The organism is Desulforhopalus glucosivorans (assembly GCF_054397165.1).
Map to the genome: position 1 here is coordinate 2,647,182 of NZ_AP044854.1, position 18,023 is coordinate 2,665,204.

General features: G+C 42.8%; 15 protein-coding genes. 4 read left to right on the top strand and 11 right to left on the bottom strand.

The genetic code is table 11. From position 1 onward, the window contains the following. The first annotated feature begins 119 nt into the window (after positions 1–119). Both ACX6CI_RS11500 and ACX6CI_RS11505 read left to right on the top strand, forming a co-directional pair. Positions 120–725 carry an acetate uptake transporter gene (locus tag ACX6CI_RS11500; RefSeq protein WP_458778300.1) on the top strand — a complete coding sequence of 202 codons (606 nt, stop codon included), beginning with the start codon at positions 120–122 and terminating at the stop codon, positions 723–725. A gap of 461 nt (positions 726–1,186) precedes the next feature. After that, entirely contained in the window at positions 1,187–3,073 is a 1,887-nt protein-coding gene (locus ACX6CI_RS11505; protein WP_458778301.1) for a GNAT family N-acetyltransferase, read from the top strand. Positions 3,074–3,184: 111 nt separating this feature from the next. Here ACX6CI_RS11505 and ACX6CI_RS11510 read toward each other — a convergent pair whose 3' ends face one another. Then, positions 3,185–3,592, bottom strand: a complete 408-nt coding sequence (locus ACX6CI_RS11510; protein WP_458778302.1) for a bacteriohemerythrin — start codon at positions 3,590–3,592, stop codon at positions 3,185–3,187. Between the two features lie 340 nt (positions 3,593–3,932). On the opposite strand from ACX6CI_RS11510, the gene ACX6CI_RS11515 reads away from it, so the two are divergent. Then, on the top strand, positions 3,933–5,030 hold the full coding sequence (locus tag ACX6CI_RS11515) for an RtcB family protein (RefSeq protein WP_458778303.1): 1,098 nt from the start codon (positions 3,933–3,935) through the stop codon (positions 5,028–5,030). A gap of 77 nt (positions 5,031–5,107) precedes the next feature. Here ACX6CI_RS11515 and ACX6CI_RS11520 read toward each other — a convergent pair whose 3' ends face one another. The 7 genes from ACX6CI_RS11520 to ACX6CI_RS11550 form a co-directional block, all read right to left on the bottom strand. After that, positions 5,108–5,281: a hypothetical protein gene (locus tag ACX6CI_RS11520; RefSeq protein WP_458778304.1), complete on the bottom strand. Its 174-nt coding sequence runs from the start codon at positions 5,279–5,281 to the stop codon at positions 5,108–5,110. Between the two features lie 71 nt (positions 5,282–5,352). Continuing rightward, positions 5,353–5,571 carry a DUF1653 domain-containing protein gene (locus ACX6CI_RS11525; RefSeq protein WP_458778305.1) on the bottom strand — a complete coding sequence of 73 codons (219 nt, stop codon included), beginning with the start codon at positions 5,569–5,571 and terminating at the stop codon, positions 5,353–5,355. Positions 5,572–5,648: 77 nt separating this feature from the next. After that, a complete protein-coding gene (locus tag ACX6CI_RS11530; RefSeq protein WP_458778306.1) occupies positions 5,649–6,647 on the bottom strand; it encodes an adenosine deaminase in 999 nt (332 codons plus the stop codon). A gap of 171 nt (positions 6,648–6,818) precedes the next feature. After that, a complete protein-coding gene (locus ACX6CI_RS11535; protein WP_458778307.1) occupies positions 6,819–7,244 on the bottom strand; it encodes a C-GCAxxG-C-C family (seleno)protein in 426 nt (141 codons plus the stop codon). A 56-nt stretch (positions 7,245–7,300) separates the two neighbouring features. Continuing rightward, positions 7,301–7,960 carry a zinc metalloprotease gene (locus ACX6CI_RS11540; protein ID WP_458778308.1) on the bottom strand — a complete coding sequence of 220 codons (660 nt, stop codon included), beginning with the start codon at positions 7,958–7,960 and terminating at the stop codon, positions 7,301–7,303. Between the two features lie 167 nt (positions 7,961–8,127). Further along, a complete protein-coding gene (gene acs / locus ACX6CI_RS11545; RefSeq protein WP_458778309.1) occupies positions 8,128–10,158 on the bottom strand; it encodes an acetate--CoA ligase in 2,031 nt (676 codons plus the stop codon). A gap of 74 nt (positions 10,159–10,232) precedes the next feature. Further along, positions 10,233–11,549: an L-lactate MFS transporter gene (locus ACX6CI_RS11550; RefSeq protein WP_458778310.1), complete on the bottom strand. Its 1,317-nt coding sequence runs from the start codon at positions 11,547–11,549 to the stop codon at positions 10,233–10,235. Positions 11,550–12,706: 1,157 nt separating this feature from the next. Between ACX6CI_RS11550 and ACX6CI_RS11555 the strand changes: the two genes are divergently transcribed. After that, positions 12,707–14,179: a phospholipase D family protein gene (locus tag ACX6CI_RS11555; RefSeq protein WP_458778311.1), complete on the top strand. Its 1,473-nt coding sequence runs from the start codon at positions 12,707–12,709 to the stop codon at positions 14,177–14,179. Between the two features lie 65 nt (positions 14,180–14,244). Here ACX6CI_RS11555 and ACX6CI_RS11560 read toward each other — a convergent pair whose 3' ends face one another. From ACX6CI_RS11560 to ACX6CI_RS11570, 3 genes are read right to left on the bottom strand one after another with little or no spacing between them, the layout of a single operon-like run. Next, positions 14,245–14,691, bottom strand: coding sequence for a thioredoxin family protein (locus ACX6CI_RS11560; RefSeq protein WP_458778312.1), 447 nt, complete (start codon positions 14,689–14,691; stop codon positions 14,245–14,247). Between the two features lie 10 nt (positions 14,692–14,701). After that, entirely contained in the window at positions 14,702–16,954 is a 2,253-nt protein-coding gene (locus tag ACX6CI_RS11565) for a VWA domain-containing protein (protein ID WP_458778313.1), read from the bottom strand. Between the two features lie 15 nt (positions 16,955–16,969). Further along, complete coding sequence (locus ACX6CI_RS11570) at positions 16,970–17,785, bottom strand: AAA family ATPase (protein WP_458778314.1); 816 nt, start codon at positions 17,783–17,785, stop codon at positions 16,970–16,972. Between the last annotated feature and the right edge of the window lie 238 nt (positions 17,786–18,023).

Below are 18,023 nucleotides of genomic sequence, written 5' to 3' on the forward strand. Positions count from 1 at the left end.
GCAGCTGTATTTATTGAACTATTAAACATTCAAATAGTGGCACATCCATTGCTATACCCCTTGTGTAGGTTTTCAATTTTTTCTTACTAACATTCAACAGATGCATGAAGGAGAAAAACATGGCAAACGCACAAGCTCCAATGGGAAACCCAGCAGTAGTCGGTCTCGCAGGTTTTGGTCTCACCACCCTTATTCTTCAAATTCACAACTTAGGTCTCTGTGGCCTCGGCCCTGTAATCGCCTGTGGTATTATTTTTGGTGGCCTCGCTCAGCTCATGGCTGGCTTACAGGAATTCAAGGTTGGAAATAATTTCGGCTATAGTGCGTTTGTTTCCTACGGTGCATTCTGGATCGCACTTTGTATCATTTTGATGTTCAACAAGTATGACATCTATAAGTCCAGTGGAACCGACATTGGTTATTTCCTCGTAGTCTGGACTCTTTACACCGCGATCATGTGGGTTGGTGCAATGCGTATTCATGGCGCAATGGCCTCCACCTTTACCTTGCTTCTCGCAGGATTCATCCTCCTTGACCTCGCTCATTTTGGATACCCTGCAATGACCAAGGTTGCCGCCTATGTACTTATTCTTTGTGCCCTCAACGCCTGGTACATGATGGCCCACGTAATTTTCATGCAAGTTTTCGGTCGTGATGTTCTACCTGTGGGTAAGCCATGGATCGAGCCTAAGCCAATTGCTCAACCTGAAGCACAGGAAGCATAGGATGCATATAAGTGTAGCAAACAGTTCAATTGTTAAAACCTAAGGGGGTAGATCAAACAACTTCCACAAAGGACGGAATCCAGACTCCAACCAACTAATAATCTGGTCCATCCAACCGACCTGAGTGTGAAGCGACAAGTAACCAGAACGCCCCTTTTTTCAAGACAATCCCGGAATGAAACCCTCCAGTTCATTCCGGGATTTTTTATTTTTTTCCTTTCTCACCATACTTCAACAAGTTGGCAAAAAGGGATTAATGTCAAAACAACTCGACGTCGTGCCGTATATAGTTAAACCTTTTGCAAGTGGCTCAGTTTTGAACTAATCCCCTAAGAGCACCTTACACATCTCCTATTTTCAAAAGAAGTTGTACTTGGAAAATTCCTAAGCTAAGATATAAACATAGCTACATTTTTATCTTACATTCAGCAGTGTAACAATCCCATCACAAGGAGCTGATCATGCCAAATACTGAGTACTGGGCAGATACCTACCTGGAAAAGTCAGTAACAGCCGAAAAAGCAATTTCTACAATCCGTTCTGGTCAGCGTGTCTTTATTGGCTCTGGATGTGGAGAACCGCAAATCCTGATCCAGACACTCGTAGAAAAAACCAACAACTTCAGTGGACTTGAAATCGTTCGTCTCCTGGGTCGTGAAACTGCCTCGCTTACCGCCATTGCAGACAGAACCAAAGATACAAACTTAAACATCCGCTCCATCTATCTGGGGTCAATGCGACCTGAGTCCATTGCTAAACAGCAGCGTTTCATCACTCCGATGAATATGTCTGATGTGCCTATGCTTTTTACCACAAGAAAACTTCCACTCAATGTGGCCCTTATTCAGGTGTCACCTCCAGATGATTTTGGCTGGATGAGCCTTGGGATTTCAGTTGATGTCACTATGGCTGCAGCTAGATCTGCCGACTTTGTCATAGCCCAGGTAAACCCTATGATGCCTAGAGTCATGGGACAGAGTTTTATCCATGTCAACGACGTTAATCTCCTGGTCGAGCACGAAGAGGAAATCCTCGCTATCCCGCCCAAAGAGGTTTCTTCCCCGGCGGCCCTTGAAATTGGCAGACATATTGCAAAACTTATTGAAGACGGTGCCACCTTACAGATTGGCCTTGACGCCGCCTCCCAGGCTACAGTTCAGGCATTGTCCAATAAAAATGATCTCGGTGTACACTCACAGTTTTTCACCGATGATATCATGCACCTCTACGCGACCGGCAATATCAACAATAAAAAAAAGGGCTTAAATGAGGGTAAAATGGTCTCCTCCATGGCCATTGGCAGCAGCAACCTCTACGAATTTCTCAATGACAACCCTGCCATCGACTTTCACCCATCAGATTACGTCAATGATCCATTTATCATTGGTAGACATAACAAAATGGTCTCCATGAACATAGCCAGCACTATGGACCTCACGGGGCAGGTTTCCACAGCGGCATCTGCCGCCACAAGATTTGCTGGCGTCTCCGGAATCCCAGATTTCGTTCGGGGTGCAAGACGATCTCCCGGCGGCAAGTCTATTCTCATGCTCTTTTCAACCTCAGCGACAGAAAACGGAATTCAATCAAACATTGTCCCACAACTCAACAATGAAGTAACTGTGGTTCCCCGAGGCGATGTACAATATGTGATATCTGAATATGGTGCGGTGAATCTTTTTGGAAAAAGCATCCAGGAACGAACCATTGCGATGATCAGTATTGCCCACCCTGACTTTCGTGAGGAACTGTTTGAAGCCGCTAAAGAACAAGGTTTTATTGGCTCAGAGAGAAGCCTTGGCGAGGCTTCAAGGGCGATTTACCCCATTCAACTTGAAGAGACTCTTGATATTGATGGGGAAAAAATCCTCGTCAGACCTGCGAAACCCGTTGATGAGAGACGCATACAGGAACATTACTACAGCTTACCAAAAGAGGATGTTCTCACTCGTTTTTTCTGCCAGAAAACTATCTTCGGCAGAACAGAAATGGAAACACGATCCAATGTTGATTACATCAACGACCTCACCCTGGTCGCAGTTGTCGGAGAGTTTGGATTTGGCAAGGTTGTGGCCGTTGCTGAATCCATGAAACTTGAAGGAAGCAACATTGCAGAGGTTGCTTTTTCTGTTAGTGAGGACTATCAGGGGAAAAGGCTGGGCTCCTACTTTATCAAAAAACTGGCGGCTGTTGCCCGCGAAAGCGGCATCAGTGGTCTGACCGCCTACACATTCCCTTCAAACAAGGCGATGATTGCCCTATTTAAGACTCTTCCATATAAGGTAAAGACCGTATACGAAGATGGAGATCTCGTCTTAAGTTGTATGTTTAACGAATTAGCGGAGTAACCAGCGCCTGCTTTTAATTATCCACTGAGTTCTAAAATCTGCTCTATCAGGACCAGTGGATTGTTGTTTCCCTATCTCTTGTGCTGCTAAAAAGAGCTCCCTTTGGGGCTTTTAGTCAGCCGTTGCAGATACTATGAACTCACCATACTTTTTATCTTCACCAACAATATGCTCCATCCACCACTGACGAAGAAAAATATATGTCGCTTTCATCTGTTTATCCTCTTCCATTCCGGCTCCATCCATGAGGGATTTTACCTTTTCCCGGTAACTCTGGTGTAAAGCTATATGGTTTTCATACCCGGGATAATTATTATCTTTTAGAAGTTTCTCTTCCTCTGCAAAATGGTACTCTGCATATTTACTCATCTCTTCAAGTACATCTTTAATGACTGCTTCCGATTCCCTATCACGCATAACCCTATAGAGCTTATTGATAAGTTCAATAAGCTTTTTATGTTGTTCATCCAAGACACTTACCCCTGTATCATAGGACTCCCGCCATTTGAAAATATCCATGCAGCATCTCCTTAAGTAAAATAACAAAGAGGCTGACAGTTTTACCAGCCCAAAGGAATGTGTAACTATCAAGGGCAGAATTACCCTACTCCACCAACCTATACTACACAGTGTATATCAACGGTAACTCCCATTGCAAATTTACCCGACCATGGAAGACGTGCCGGCTATAAGCCAAAGTCATAATAAATGGCACAAGTCTACATTTAAGGTGACCCAAATTGTTTTTCATCCTTAAATTTTGGTACTATTATACCTAGATATAACTATTCTACTAAGATCAATGCAGAGTCACGACTACTCTATTCAGCAATAGAGGTTTTGAAATATACAAACAGGTATGAAGAAAACAAAGATATTCGCAGATCATCTGGACCCTTCAGCTCTTCAACAATTTACAAGCGCAATGGAACAGAATTTCAGTATTCAGGGCGCTTTGATGCCGGACGCTCACACTGGATATGTGCTTCCAATCGGTGCTGTTATTGCAACGGACGGTGTGGTTATACCCGCCTGGGTTGGTTATGACATAGGATGTGGCATGTGCGCACTTCCCACCTCTTTTGATCCATCCCGAGTAACAAGTAAAAGTAGATCCATCTTCAAAGAGATTTACCAAGCCATTCCGGTCGGTTTTAATGTCAACAAACACCCTGTCGACACGTCACTCAATCCGGACAAACTCACAAATCGAGGATTAAAAGTCTTCAAGAAAAGAAAAGAATTCAGGGCTCTTGGTTCGCTTGGCAGTGGCAATCACTTTATCGAGATAGGCAAAGATGAAAAGTGCAGAACATGGATCATTATACACTCTGGTTCCCGCGGCGTTGGCCATGGAATAGCTTCAGAATATATGCGACTCGCCTCGGATTCCACCAAAGCTAAAGAGGGACACTTTGGCCTTAGAATCGACAGTGATAAAGGTAAGGCATACATCAATGATATGAACTGGGCCTTAGAATTTGCTCTTGCCAACCGTAGAGAAATGATGAAACGGGTAATTAGAGTAATAGCAGAACACTGTGAAGGTGATGCTAACTGGGACCTTCTGATCAACAGAACCCACAACCATGTGGAGAAACGCGAAGACCTGTGGATACACAGAAAAGGTGCCACCCACGCCGAAGATAAGATGATGGGTGTCATACCCGGCAATATGCGTGATGGCTCATTTATTGTCCAGGGTAAAGGAAACCCTCACAGCCTCTACTCAAGTTCCCATGGAGCAGGACGTGTACTTGGACGTAAACAGGCCAAGCGTCAACTTAACACCAATGAGTTCAAGGCAGCCATGCAGGGAATAACTGCAAAGGTGGGCGGGAGCACTCTCGATGAATCACCAATGGCCTATAAAGATATTTTTGACGTTATGTACCTTCAGACCGACCTCATTGACGTAATTCACCATATAAGGCCAATTATTAATGTAAAAGCTTAAAACCCTTTATCCAAGTTGCAGCCCGGCTATACACTAACTCAGATGAATGGGGTAAGAATTTGCTGAGTCGGCTGTATTTATGAGAGACCGAGCTCTTGTTCTATCTGATCAATTTCACTTTGCAATTTTCTCTTATCCGATTCAGATAACTCTGTATTTTTCAATTGCTGACGTATACCAAGAAGTCTCATCTCCGCTCTGTAGTCATCACAGGTGTACTTAGCAGGTTTGGATGTTTTTTTATCGTTCATACATTGATAATTACAGACAAGAGGCAAAAAGGATCATAAGCGGTTACGCTTAACATTATCAGCAGAGATAGTTAAAGATCAGATTCAAACGTAAAGCGCTGAACTTGCTTACCATTTACCTCAACCAACTCGGTGAACATTGATTTTGGTCGAACCCACATGTCAAAATCACCATATAGACACTGATAAACAACCATCTTCTCCTCAGTTTCGGAGTGAGTGGCTTCACAAATAACTTTATACTTTTTGTTCTTATAATGGGTGTAAATTCCTGATTTCAACTCACTCATAACGGCTTATATTCTCTCAATGCTTAGTGGTATGTATGGGCAAACTCTGCCCACTTCACAGTATTCATTTCACCCCATTATTTCAACATATTACGCATTTCTTCTTTCCTATCATCATCTGCAAAACTTGCTTCAACACTATTCAATGTCAGTTGATGGGCTTGAGCCTTCGTCATACCAAGCTCACGGGATAATCCCATAAAGTTTTCGGTCATATAGCCACCAAAATAGGATGGGTCATCCGAGTTAACAGTTACGCAAAGACCAGCATCAAGCATTTCCAGTATAGTATGTTCAGCCATCGTATCAAACACCCGTAGCTTCACATTTGATAATGGGCATACTGTAAGCGGTATTTGGGCCACAGCAAGATGGCTCATCAACTTTGGATCTTCAACAGATCGTACCCCATGATCTACACGTGATACCTGAAGATCATGAATCGATGTCCAGACATTCTCTGCAGGCCCTTCTTCTCCGGCATGTGCAACAGTTAACAAACCTAATTCCCGGGCTCTTAAAAAAACCCGACTAAACTTTTCAGGAGGATGTCCCTGTTCAGAACTATCGAGTCCTACAGCCTCAATTCGATCAAGATATGGTTCGGCCTCTGCCAGGGTTTTGAAGGCATCATCCTCGCTCAGATGCCGCAAAAAACACATGATCAGCTTACTTGTTATGGCAAACGTATCCTCCCCATCTTTTAACGCCCTTGATATACCACCTATAACAACCTCAATGGGAACATTCCGATCAGTATGGGTTTGTGGATCAAAAAACGGCTCGACGTGAACTACATTTTGCTGCTTACACTGCGTCAAATAGGACCAGGTCAGGTCATAAAAATCCTGCTCAGTCCGTAGTACATTTGCTCCCTGATAGTATATATCGAGAAAATCCTGCAGATTACTAAACTCATATGCGCCACGAACTTGCTCCACAGTATCAAAAGGTAACTCAATATTGTTCCTATCAGCCAGTTTAAACATTAACTCTGGCTCAAGGCTCCCTTCCAAATGCAGATGTAACTCCACCTTCGGAAGTGAATTTAACCAATCAAAGGTAACTTCTGACATATAGTTCCTCTTTATTCTTTTTGACTCAAGTACGTTAAGCTGCACAAATTTTACGTTTTCCAATTAACCAGTCAGATGAGCTATAGTAAAACGTTAAAACAGGTCGGCAAAATATCTATTTGATGAGTTCCATGCAGTGCCCCAGCCCCTCCCAATACCCTCCTCAACAAGTCAGGAATACGTCTCCAGCCAGCTTGCAATTTGTTTAATGTTATGACTAATCCCTCTAACTGTTAAATCTTCACAAAGATGAGGAGGATCATCAGCATTAAAGCCGCCGGGACGCAGGTTGCTACAACTAAGACTTGAAAACGCTTTTTCAAACGAGTGGGCCAGTTCCTTGCACAGGTCGATAATACTATCTTCAGGGATGTTTCTTGCTCTACCTATTACACCTACTGACATAAGCGTTCCTTCAACAATACCACACTGGGCTCTATAGCCTCCAGCTCCATGCATACCAATTGCCGCATCAACCACCTGTTTATCAACACTAATATCAAAGTATTCTGAGATAATGAGGATTGCAGTCGTTGCACAATTTAAATCCTGGTCGCCAAAGTATGTCCTCACCCTAGTTTTTACAAAATGATCCATTTTCCTATTCAAACCTTAAAGGATTAACCTAATGTATTGTTACAGTTTCGTGTTGTTCATATATCGAGCGCAAACCCGGTCAACCATAATATGACTGGATTTATGAGCGAAGAAACACCCTCGAAGCCGGTTACTCTAAATAACAAAAACAGTCCTATAATAAGATATGGTCCTGCCATATAGAGGCCACGCCAAATTTTATCAAGCCCACCATCACCCGCCATAACACTTTCAGCAAAAGCGCCTCCAGGCATAGGTGGAATAGGTATGAGGCTATATACAGCCATAGTCACATTAACGAGTACAATTGTGGAAAAGACCTCGTCTACCACACCATACCTACCCAAAATCCAGGATAAGCTCGCTGCAATATTAGCCATAAGTAAATTCGCAACAGGACCAGCCAACCTACTTGTAATCAGCGATAATTTCTGATGATTTTTAAAATTGTCAGCATTGATTTTTATCTCTTTTACCCAACCAAAACCCGCCACAAAAAAACAGAGTGTTCCAAGAAGACTCATGTGTAAAAACACATTGAAGTGATGCCGATCTTTGGCCCCGGGAACGGAGTCACCAAGAAAAGTAGCAGCAAAGCACTGCCCCTCAGCATTTACCACAATTGCCGTAAACATGGCCACACAGAAAATGGCAATATCTTCAACAACCGGTTGTGAATAATTGAGCAGATACGGTAGATACAGTTCCCCTTCCATATGACCTCTTTGGTTATAGGTTTTTACTTTTGTTAGGTTTTTTTTACTGTACCCCATATTGTAACTGTGGTGTAAAAAAAAATGGCGGAAACCATACGGTTTCCGCCATTTTTACAGACACTGATGGATGGAATGTCTGTATTACTTCCCAATAAACTACAGTATTACTAGCCTACCATTTTCTGGATTTCGTCCACAATTTCAGGATTCGCAAGTGTCATAACATTACCCACATCTCCATTATTAGAAATTGCACCTAAAACCCTCCTCATGATCTTACCGGATCTCGTCTTAGGCATATCTGGCACTATCCAAACATTTCTACATTTAGCAATTTTACCGATCTGAAATGTAATAGCATCGGCAATTTTTTGCTGAATTGCTTCTGAGGGTTCAAATCCAGGCTTCAAAGAGACATAAACCTCTGGCTCCTTGCCTTTAATTTCGTGATTAACCGGAACAACAGCTGCTTCAGCAACTTCGTCCACAGTCAGACACACAGACTCAATCTCTTTGGTTCCAAGACGGTGACCGGAGACATTAATTACATCATCTATCCTGCCGAGGATTCTGACATAACCATCGTCTGCAACAACCGCAGCATCACCTGTGAGATATGGCCAATCTCTCCAGTCTTTACTATTTGGGTCCTTATTATACATACCAAAGTAGGTATCGACAAAACGTTGCCTGTCACCCCAGATTGTCTGGAAACAACCTGGCCATGGATTCTGAATACAGATGTTACCTGCCTTTCCTGCGCCAGCTGGAATCTCAGCACCATCTTCATCAAAGACAATCGGGTGAATACCAGGAACTCCAGGCCCTGCACTACCAGGCTTCATTGGCTGCATACCAGGAACAGTGGAGCAGAGAAAACCACCTGTTTCAGTTTGCCAGTAGGTATCAACAACTACAGCCTTTCCTTTACCGACTTCCCTCTCATACCACTTCCATACCTCAGGCTCAATTGGCTCACCAACTGTTGTCATATGCTTGAAGTTGTAGTTGTACTTGGCAGGCTCATCCGGCCCGATCTTTCTGAGAGCTCGAATAGCTGTAGGTGCCGTATGGAAGATATTAACATCGAGTTCCTGAGCAATTCTCCAGGATCTTCCAGCATCCGGATATGTCGGAACACCTTCATAAATTACAGACGAGGCACAAAGTGCCAGCGGTCCATATACAATAAAGGAGTGTCCTGTTATCCAGCCAATATCTGCCATACACCAGTACACATCCTCAGGGTGGATATCCTGAATATACTTTGACATTGCAGTAACATAGGAAAGATATCCGCCAGTACCATGCTGAGCACCTTTTGGTTTTCCTGTGGTTCCACTAGTGTACATTAAAAAGAGAGGCTCTTCAGCTAGCATCTGCTCGGGCTCAACTCTTGCCCCGTAATATTTTTTCAATTCATTATTTACGATGACATCACGGCCTTCCACAAGTTTTGAGTCAGTTGACATCTTACCTGGATAACGCTGCCAGATAAGAAGTTTATCAACATTTTGCCCATCTTTTGCAGCAAGCTCACACGCCTCATCATCAACAGCCTTATGGTTGAGCAATTTACCTGCACGGTAATAAGCATCCATGGTGATGAGAACACGACTATTTGAATCAACAACCCTATCTGCACAGGCACTCGATGAAAAACCACCAAAAACAACTGAGTGAATAACACCAAGACGAGCACAGGCAAGCATGGTGATGGGGAGTTCAGCCGACATAGGCATATGAATTGTAACCCTGTCGCCACGCTTTAATCCTGCAGAATCACGTAAGAGTGCAGCAAACTCATTTACCCGAACATAGAGCTCTTGATACGTAATGTGCTGAACCCGCTCTTCTTCCAATTCTGGCACAAAGTGGATAGCAGTCTTATTTTTGTTATCCTTAAGATGTCTGTCAATGCAGTTATAACTTGCATTTAACTTACCACCCTTAAACCACTTCCAACACGGGGCATCACTGGTATCGAGAACTTCATCCCAGTACTTATACCAGGTAAGAAGGTCCGCGAACTCAGTATAGTAGTCAGGAAAATTATCGAGACTAAATCTTTCAAAGATCTTTTCGTCTGTTAAATTTGCCTGAGCAATAAACGATGGTGATGGATGGTAATACTCTTCTTCTTTCCAGTGTACAGCAATTTCAGCTTCTGAGGTTTCAACTGATTTTTGCTCGCTCATATATTTTTCTCCTCAAAAAGTTCGAAAAATGTGGGACAGCTCACTGTCCCCCCCAGTTAACAACTCAAACTTTATCAGCTCTGAGCTGGTGCAGTTTCTCCCTCGACCTCAGCCGAATGGATCGGACGTGAAGTCATTTGAGCCAGGATAACGCCCGCTACAAGCAGTGCACCTGAAAGATAGAAAGCATAGTTCAAACTACCGGTTACATCTTCAATAGTTCCGGCAAGCCGTGTTACAAAAACACCGAGGCCCCAACCGATAAAGATAAGACCGTAATTCATACCGAGATTTTTCGGTCCAAAGAAATCTGCTGCAAAAGACGGCATAAGTGCAAGTCCACCACCATACTGCCAGTATGCGATACCGACGGCGAGGAACAATAGGCCAACACTTTGTGTTCCAATGATATACGGCAGTGCAAAGAGACAAAGAGCAGAAATACCACAGTTGAGACAATAGGCATTCAGACGACCAATCTTATCTGAATAAAAACCTGTTCCCACTCGACCGGATGCATTAACAAGCCCACCATAGGATACAAGAATCCAGGCATTAGCAGCAAAAAATGGCATATTCTTAGCAGCGGCAACCATCAAACCTTTTGCGTTACCAATAATCAATAAACCGGATTGAGTAGTAAGAATAAACATCACAACCAGCGCATAAAACTGCCAGGTTTTTATAACATCGGCAGGTTCCCAGTTGGTAACAGTTGAGTTGGCAGTAGCTACCCCGGCTCCAGCAACAGTTGGTGCAACATATCCCTCTGGTGGAGACTTCAACATCTGCCCTGCAATGACAACAACTATAGCGAAAAAGCTACCAAGACCTACAAAACTACCTGTAATACCATAATTGTTAATGAGATACTGACCTAGCCCACCAATATACAGTGCTGCACCACCATAACCACCAACAACAATACCTGCGATGAGGCCTCGCTTATGAGGACCAAACCATTTCAGGGCTGCGGGAGTTGGAGCTGCATAGCCAATACCCATACCGAGTCCACCAATAATACCAAAACCGAGCACGATACCTGTATAGCTTTTCATTAAACCCGCAATAATACAACCAGCAGCAAGGGTCAATCCGCCCATAGTGGCTCCAAACTTAGGACTGATCCTATCCTGAATACGCCCACCAGGGATCATCATCAGGGCAAACATAATTACGCATAGTGAGAAAGGTGTAGCGGCTTGCGCATTATTTAGATATGTCCATCCTGCATTGATACCGGTCATCTGTTGACCGGCTAAATCCACATTGACGAGAGCAGATTTCCATATACTCCATGCATATAAGATTCCTAGACATAGATTTATTGCCATACCTGCAAAAACCGTAACCCAAGCTTGGGTCGGTACCGATTGATTTTGTTGCGACATCTGTATCTCCTTATGAAAGAGTGATAACAAGATTGTCAACCATCCGTGCCTGGGCCTGTCTAGCCTTAGTTTTCTGCAGTTTCATCGTTAAAACGGATGACCGAATAAGTTCTCAATGAATTGCAAATTCACATTTTACCTTAGCGCTATGTCCTCCTTAATTAAGATTAATATCTCGACAGGCTTCACAGAAGTGTTCATATGACTTCTCCGCAGAAATGCTATATAAATTCCCCTTATATCAATTTTATTTATCAACAATTCCAGTTTTACTCAAGCATAAAATCGTTTTGAGGTCTATTTAAAATCCACTATCCATTACGACTGTGTCGCACCCACCACAACCACCCCAGCACTCATCCCCCTATTTTTTCGTATTTTAATATATCATACCAATGAATTATGTCATATCCATCTATGTAGCAATTGCTCTTTCTATTACATTTTCCACCATCAAATTTTTTTTAATTATCTATGAATAAATACTATTTTTCATGCACATATTAACGGCAAGACCACTTCATATAGGTTTACTTAAAATACCAGAGTCAATCTTTTTTTAAAAAAATGCTAGTCAACAAGGCACTTTCCCCCCTGGATTCATAACGAGAGAAACATTTTTACTTGAGTTTTCTCGATAGAGCAGCACAACATTCTCCAGACTTACAAGTGTATTTTCAAACACTTACACAAAAAGCCACCAATAAATATTATACAATATAGTATGATATTATATCAAACCTCATACACTATTCCTTTCTCTAATGAATCGCCCTCATCACCACTCACTCTATTGCAAACATTTCCATTCAATAATCTTGCGAAAGAATACTTCAAAAACAACTGAAGCTAACGGATTCCTATCTTGACAGAGAGCTATTATGAAAATATACCTGAGGTATTACCCACGGATACCTTGAAAAATTAGGTAATTGGTTCAAGCCCAAGACTTGCAAAAAGAATTACACCACAGGTATACACCTAATATTCCAGGATAAATACCTGAGTGCAACGATAAAACTGTGCGAATCAACAATTTTTCAAAGTGGCCTTAAAGTAGTGATACAGCCAACTTTCTCTAACCTCTACCCGTGAACCAATTGCCGATGACCTCACCACACAATTCACTCCACAGAATATTTATTGCAGTCACTTTTATGTTTATCATCGTAGGTTTACCTTCAGAAAGAGCTATATCAGCTGAATTGATAAGTCACAAAGACATAAGTCTCCGACAGGCTCTGGAAGCAATCTCTTTCCCTGATGGTGAAAAGAGTGGTGCCTATATCTTTGAAAAGGGTGAGGAAGCCCTACTCTCCAGAGCCTGGTTGACTGAAAAAGCCACAGAAAAAATCGATGTTCAATACTTCATATGGAGTACTGATAATATCGGAATATTAGCAGCTGAAGCTTTACTACGGGCAGCCGATCGGGGAATTAAAGTTCGCGTTATTATCGACGATCTGTTAATCGATGCACCCGACAAATCTATGTTAGCTCTTAATAAACACCCAAATATTGACATCAGGATCTATAATCCAAAACACTCAATGGGGGTTTCAGTACTTGAGCGTGTAAAAAACATTGCTCTCAACTTTCGCTCGTCAAATCAGCGGATGCACGACAAGACCTTTAGTGTTGACGGTCAGGTTGCCATAACTGGCGGAAGAAATATGGCCGATGAGTACTTTGACTTTAACAAAACCTACAATTTTAGAGATCGGGATGTCTTGCTGATCGGCCCCGTAGTCAAAGCTATCGAGAATAATTTTGACACTTTTTGGAATTCTGATTTTGTAGCATCTATTGATGAACTACTCAAAGACCAGACTCCAAGTCTCTCAGCACAAGATCAACAGGACATATATACATATCTGTACAACTACGCTTTAAAACAGGAGAATTTTGAACTATCAATACGAAAGGCAATCTCCAACCTTCCTGAAAAACTCCCCCTACTCAATAAGGCGATGACTTGGGGGGAGATTTCATTTTCCCACGACATTCCAGGGAAAAACAAAACTGGTTCTCTCTCGGGGGGAAGCAAAACATATAACCGCCTCATAAAAGAAGTATCTCAAGCCAAAAAGAGCATCATCATCCAATCCCCCTATCTGATCATACCTGAAGGGGGCATTGAACTTTTTAACGAGCTCACCAGTCGAGGAGTCAAAATTGCTATAAGCACAAACTCACTCGCCTCCACAGACAACCTGCAGGCATTCAGTGGTTATGCAAAACAACGGAGAGCGATCCTCGACGCGGGAGTAGATGTGTTTGAATTTAAACCTTCTCCAGACATTCAGCGCGAACTCATTGAAAGATATAAGGTTCTTGAAAAAGCAGTACCTACATTTGCAATCCACGCAAAAACCATGGTGATAGATGGAGTGACACTCTTCGTTGGGACATTCAACCTCGACCCGCGCTCAGCCCATCTCAATACAGAAGTTGGCGTCCATATAACCAACAAGGATCTTGCCAGAAAAGTCGAGGACGCCATCCGCAAAGATATGCAACCGGGGAATAGTTGGAATAGCCAGAAAGATAACCCAAATCAATACGCATCTCTGAGCAAAAAGATCAAAATGTACTTTTGGAAACTGTGGCCCCTTACCCCGATATTATAACAACACTGTCATCTGGCATTTAAAGGACAAGCTCTACCGTAAACCAAGGGTAATTCAGATATACGTTATTTGCTTGCGTAATACTCTATTTTGGAATCGAGCAGGGACACATCCGGCAAGCCCTCTATCTGATCCACGACGGTACCGTTTTTGAAAAATATCAGAGTCGGTACCCCCTTTATTTTATAATATGCAGGGCAGCCCGGATTCTTAGAAGTATCGACAGTACAAACGATTATCCGTTTAAAGTATTTCCTCGTCATGTTCTTTAAGACAGGAGCAAGTGTACCACAGGGTCCACAGGTTGGTGAGAAAAAGTCGACGAGAACAGGAAGCTTTTCAGCTTTTATAAAACTATCCATTGTACCATCAGTTAGTTCTACGGGGACAACATAATCTTTAAGTTCAAGATCAGATTTACACTTGCCGCACTTTGGTCCCAGGTGCTGCTTCATATCCGGAATTCTACTTTTTACTCCGCACTCAGCACAAGGTACAACAATACTTGCCATAACGTCTCCTTTAGCAGGTTAATAATCTATACATTTCTACAAGTTTCCCCGGAAGGGCTTCAACATTATCAATAAATACAAACTGTCCCAGACCGAACATATGTCCAAGATATTCATGGGCTGACTTATCAATAGTGACACAAAAAACCTGTACCCCCATCCCCCTGGCCTCGAGGATTGCCTTTCTGGTGTCTTCTATGGCGTACTTCCCTTTATAGTCGTCATAATCTTCAGGCTTTCCATCTGAAAAGACAATAAGCAGCCGAACTCGACTGTCAGTCCCCATCATTTTTTTCGTCATATGGCGAATAGGCGGTCCCATTCGGGTATATTCCCTAGGACTAATCCCTGCAATGCGTCCTTTTACTACACTATTATACGGTTCCAGTAGCTCTTTTATGGGATATACCTCATTTTTTGAGCGGCGCATTCCTGAAAACCCATAAATTGAATACGGATCTCCGACAATATCCATTGCTTCAGCCATGAGTACCAGGGATTCTTTAACTGCAGTTCCTACCCACCCTTCAGTTGAATTTGACATATCTACAAGAAAACAGGTGCTAATCTCACGACTATCCCGAAGAAGGCGTAGAAAGAGTCGATCCGATGGAACGAGTCCTGCCTTTGCATCGCCTTGTGCATCTACAAGTGCATCAAAATCTATATCATCACCGTGACGGCGCCTGCGAACAAATCTATTTTGATTACGCAACATCTCAAACTGCCTTCGTATCCTGTGCATCTGCCCCTTATATTTTATGAGCGTATCAGGGATAAATGTAGATTTAACAGGACTCACTGGCTTTTCATATAATGTGCACCAGCCCTGCCTGTATCCCCCTCTCCTATAATCCCATTCATCGTATGGATAACCGACAAGTCCGGGAGGAGTATTGCACCAACTATCGCCTGTTTTTATAGCTTCTCTATCATTGACTCCTCGACCAGCCATACCGGATGCGGCCTGAACATAGGCCTCCGGAAGTTCGCCTACATCGGACTCAATAGATTGAATAATAGTTTTAAGTTCTTCTGAGAGCTCAAATTCACCATTCTCTAACAGGAAATCATCTCGATTCTTTTGATCGTTAATGTTCTCATCAGCAGAGAGGATAAGATGTGTTCCTCCAGATTTTTGTTCACTCTCTGCTACGGACTTATCATTTTTCCTCTCATGCTTTTGTTCAATGGCTTCCGCCAGAAGTGTAAGGAATACATTTTTATCCTTCAGCCTTCGCTTATGAATCAGCGTGAATGCTCTGTCAAAATCAAAGTTGCCCAGGATAATTGAAAACCCTCCAAAATCACAGTCTCCATCAATTCCATGAAACGATCTATACAGATCCGGCAAGACATCAATCACGCCCTCACTACCCAACCTTTCCACAACTGAAATGAAATCATGCCCACGATTTAGGGTGGTCACACCTTGTTCGCTACCATCACCAATTGCATCCCTTAATAGGCCTTTAATAGCTTGAAGGTAATCTGAACAGGCAGAAGCAGTGAGCGTTTCAAGTAACTGGATATAGAGCGGTCTCACACTCCTGATGAGACCGGGCAGATTAGTACGCAACCATCTAATAGAAGAAATACACTGAGCAACTGTAAAGAGTTCTTTGCCACGATCCTGGTCAGACAAACTCTTAAAAAGGGCTGATTCATAAAGAGATACACCAGATACATCCAGGGCAGCTTCAAAGAGCCTGGACTGCACATGGGCCCACTGCAAAGATATGATAAATTTATAAAGAAGGCTATTTCCTGCCTGGTCTGGAAACAGGTCAAGAAACTCAGGAACAAATATTTTTTCGGTGTCAGTCTGAGGTATTGAAGCGATCCCAAGTTCGATATTAACGCCAGAGATTCCGTTCAAGTAGAGTTGCATCTTTTCCTGAATTTCAGAAAACGATAGGCCACATAACCCTTCCATGGGACGAAGAAACAGACGCTTAGGGTCGGCCATAAATTTTCTGGCGGAAACAAGACCGCCAGTTTCGTAGAGACCAAGAATCCTCCTCGTCCATTCAGCAACCAAACTATCAGGGATACAGGAGATACACTTCCCCCCATCCTGTAAAAAAGCAAAACAGAGACTATGGCTGACAGGCCAGATAACTGTAATCTGCGCAAAAAGAGCTTCAATGTGCTTACTGGGCAGATCACAAATATCTGTAAGCACATCCTCAACCTCCCAGTCATTTGGAAGAGATGGTGCGACAATCGTGAAAAACCTTTCTTTGAGTGTCGTGAGCTGCATCCCCTGGAATCCCAACTAAAATAATGAAAGTATCATTTCATCCATTGCCGAGAGAAGTTCAGCATCGTCTGTCAAACTCTCTGTCATCCCGGCACGGCAAGCATCTATTTCAGAGATACCACTTTCAACAAGTCTGGCAGTTTGGATTACAAGCCGCGTAGATGCACCTTCCATAAGACCTGAATCTTTAAGCCCTCTTGTCATCACGGCTAACTGTACGAGCCTGTGGACAAGTGTCTCTTCAGCACCGCATTCACCGATGACAATTTTCTCTTCGAGATCTCTTGGGGGATAACCAAAATTCAGTGAGACAAATCGTTGTCTGGTGGATGGTTTAAGATCTTTTAAAACACTCTGATAGCCGGGGTTATATGAGACAGCGAGCATGAAATCATCAGGTGCTTTAAAGATATGACCTAATTTTTCTATGGGCAACTCCCTCCTGTCATCAGTTAGTGGGTGTATGACCACCGTAGTATCTTTTCTTGCCTCAACCACCTCATCGAGATAACAGAGCCCCCCGGCTTTTACAGCAAGTGTGAGCGGCCCATCCTGCCAGACGGCCTCGTTACCTCTTACCAAAAACCTGCCAACAAGATCCGAGGTAGAAAGATCATCGTGACATGACACAGTTATAAGTGGCAACTGAAAACGCCAGGCGAGATATTGCATAAACCGACTTTTCCCACACCCGGTTGGCCCCTTCAACAACAGCGGCAATTTATTATTTCTTGCCGCCATGGCGATTTCTACTTCATTGCCCTGGGGCATAAAAAAAGGTTCACTAACAATTCTATTTTCATCTATCTTAAACCCTTCACTTAAATCCATTGCAAAGTCCTTTTTGGGCTTTAAAACCAGAAATTCCAATAACTCTTTGTGAGTCTATATTGTATGAGAAATATGAATTATTAACTTGCCACAACACAATTAACCTCAGTGCACATATGCAAAACCAACCATATTGTTGAATAATCCATTTCTTTGTATCAAAAATATGACATATTAAGGCGCGACACAAGTATCTGAGTAATATGTGTAGGATTGGCCAGAATTAGGCAGAATGAAG

Excerpts from the sequence above, each read along its gene's own strand:
- ACX6CI_RS11500 (WP_458778300.1), top strand. The coding sequence starts at position 120 with ATGGCAAACGCACAAGCTCCAATGGGAAACCCAGCAGTAGTCGGTCTC.
- ACX6CI_RS11505 (WP_458778301.1), top strand. The coding sequence starts at position 1,187 with ATGCCAAATACTGAGTACTGGGCAGATACCTACCTGGAAAAGTCAGTA.
- ACX6CI_RS11510 (WP_458778302.1), bottom strand. The coding sequence starts at position 3,592 with ATGGATATTTTCAAATGGCGGGAGTCCTATGATACAGGGGTAAGTGTC.
- ACX6CI_RS11515 (WP_458778303.1), top strand. The coding sequence starts at position 3,933 with ATGAAGAAAACAAAGATATTCGCAGATCATCTGGACCCTTCAGCTCTT.
- ACX6CI_RS11520 (WP_458778304.1), bottom strand. The coding sequence starts at position 5,281 with ATGAACGATAAAAAAACATCCAAACCTGCTAAGTACACCTGTGATGAC.
- ACX6CI_RS11525 (WP_458778305.1), bottom strand. The coding sequence starts at position 5,571 with ATGAGTGAGTTGAAATCAGGAATTTACACCCATTATAAGAACAAAAAG.
- ACX6CI_RS11530 (WP_458778306.1), bottom strand. The coding sequence starts at position 6,647 with ATGTCAGAAGTTACCTTTGATTGGTTAAATTCACTTCCGAAGGTGGAG.
- ACX6CI_RS11535 (WP_458778307.1), bottom strand. The coding sequence starts at position 7,244 with ATGGATCATTTTGTAAAAACTAGGGTGAGGACATACTTTGGCGACCAG.
- ACX6CI_RS11540 (WP_458778308.1), bottom strand. The coding sequence starts at position 7,960 with ATGGAAGGGGAACTGTATCTACCGTATCTGCTCAATTATTCACAACCG.
- acs (WP_458778309.1), bottom strand. The coding sequence starts at position 10,158 with ATGAGCGAGCAAAAATCAGTTGAAACCTCAGAAGCTGAAATTGCTGTA.
- ACX6CI_RS11550 (WP_458778310.1), bottom strand. The coding sequence starts at position 11,549 with ATGTCGCAACAAAATCAATCGGTACCGACCCAAGCTTGGGTTACGGTT.
- ACX6CI_RS11555 (WP_458778311.1), top strand. The coding sequence starts at position 12,707 with ATGTTTATCATCGTAGGTTTACCTTCAGAAAGAGCTATATCAGCTGAA.
- ACX6CI_RS11560 (WP_458778312.1), bottom strand. The coding sequence starts at position 14,691 with ATGGCAAGTATTGTTGTACCTTGTGCTGAGTGCGGAGTAAAAAGTAGA.
- ACX6CI_RS11565 (WP_458778313.1), bottom strand. The coding sequence starts at position 16,954 with ATGCAGCTCACGACACTCAAAGAAAGGTTTTTCACGATTGTCGCACCA.
- ACX6CI_RS11570 (WP_458778314.1), bottom strand. The coding sequence starts at position 17,785 with ATGGATTTAAGTGAAGGGTTTAAGATAGATGAAAATAGAATTGTTAGT.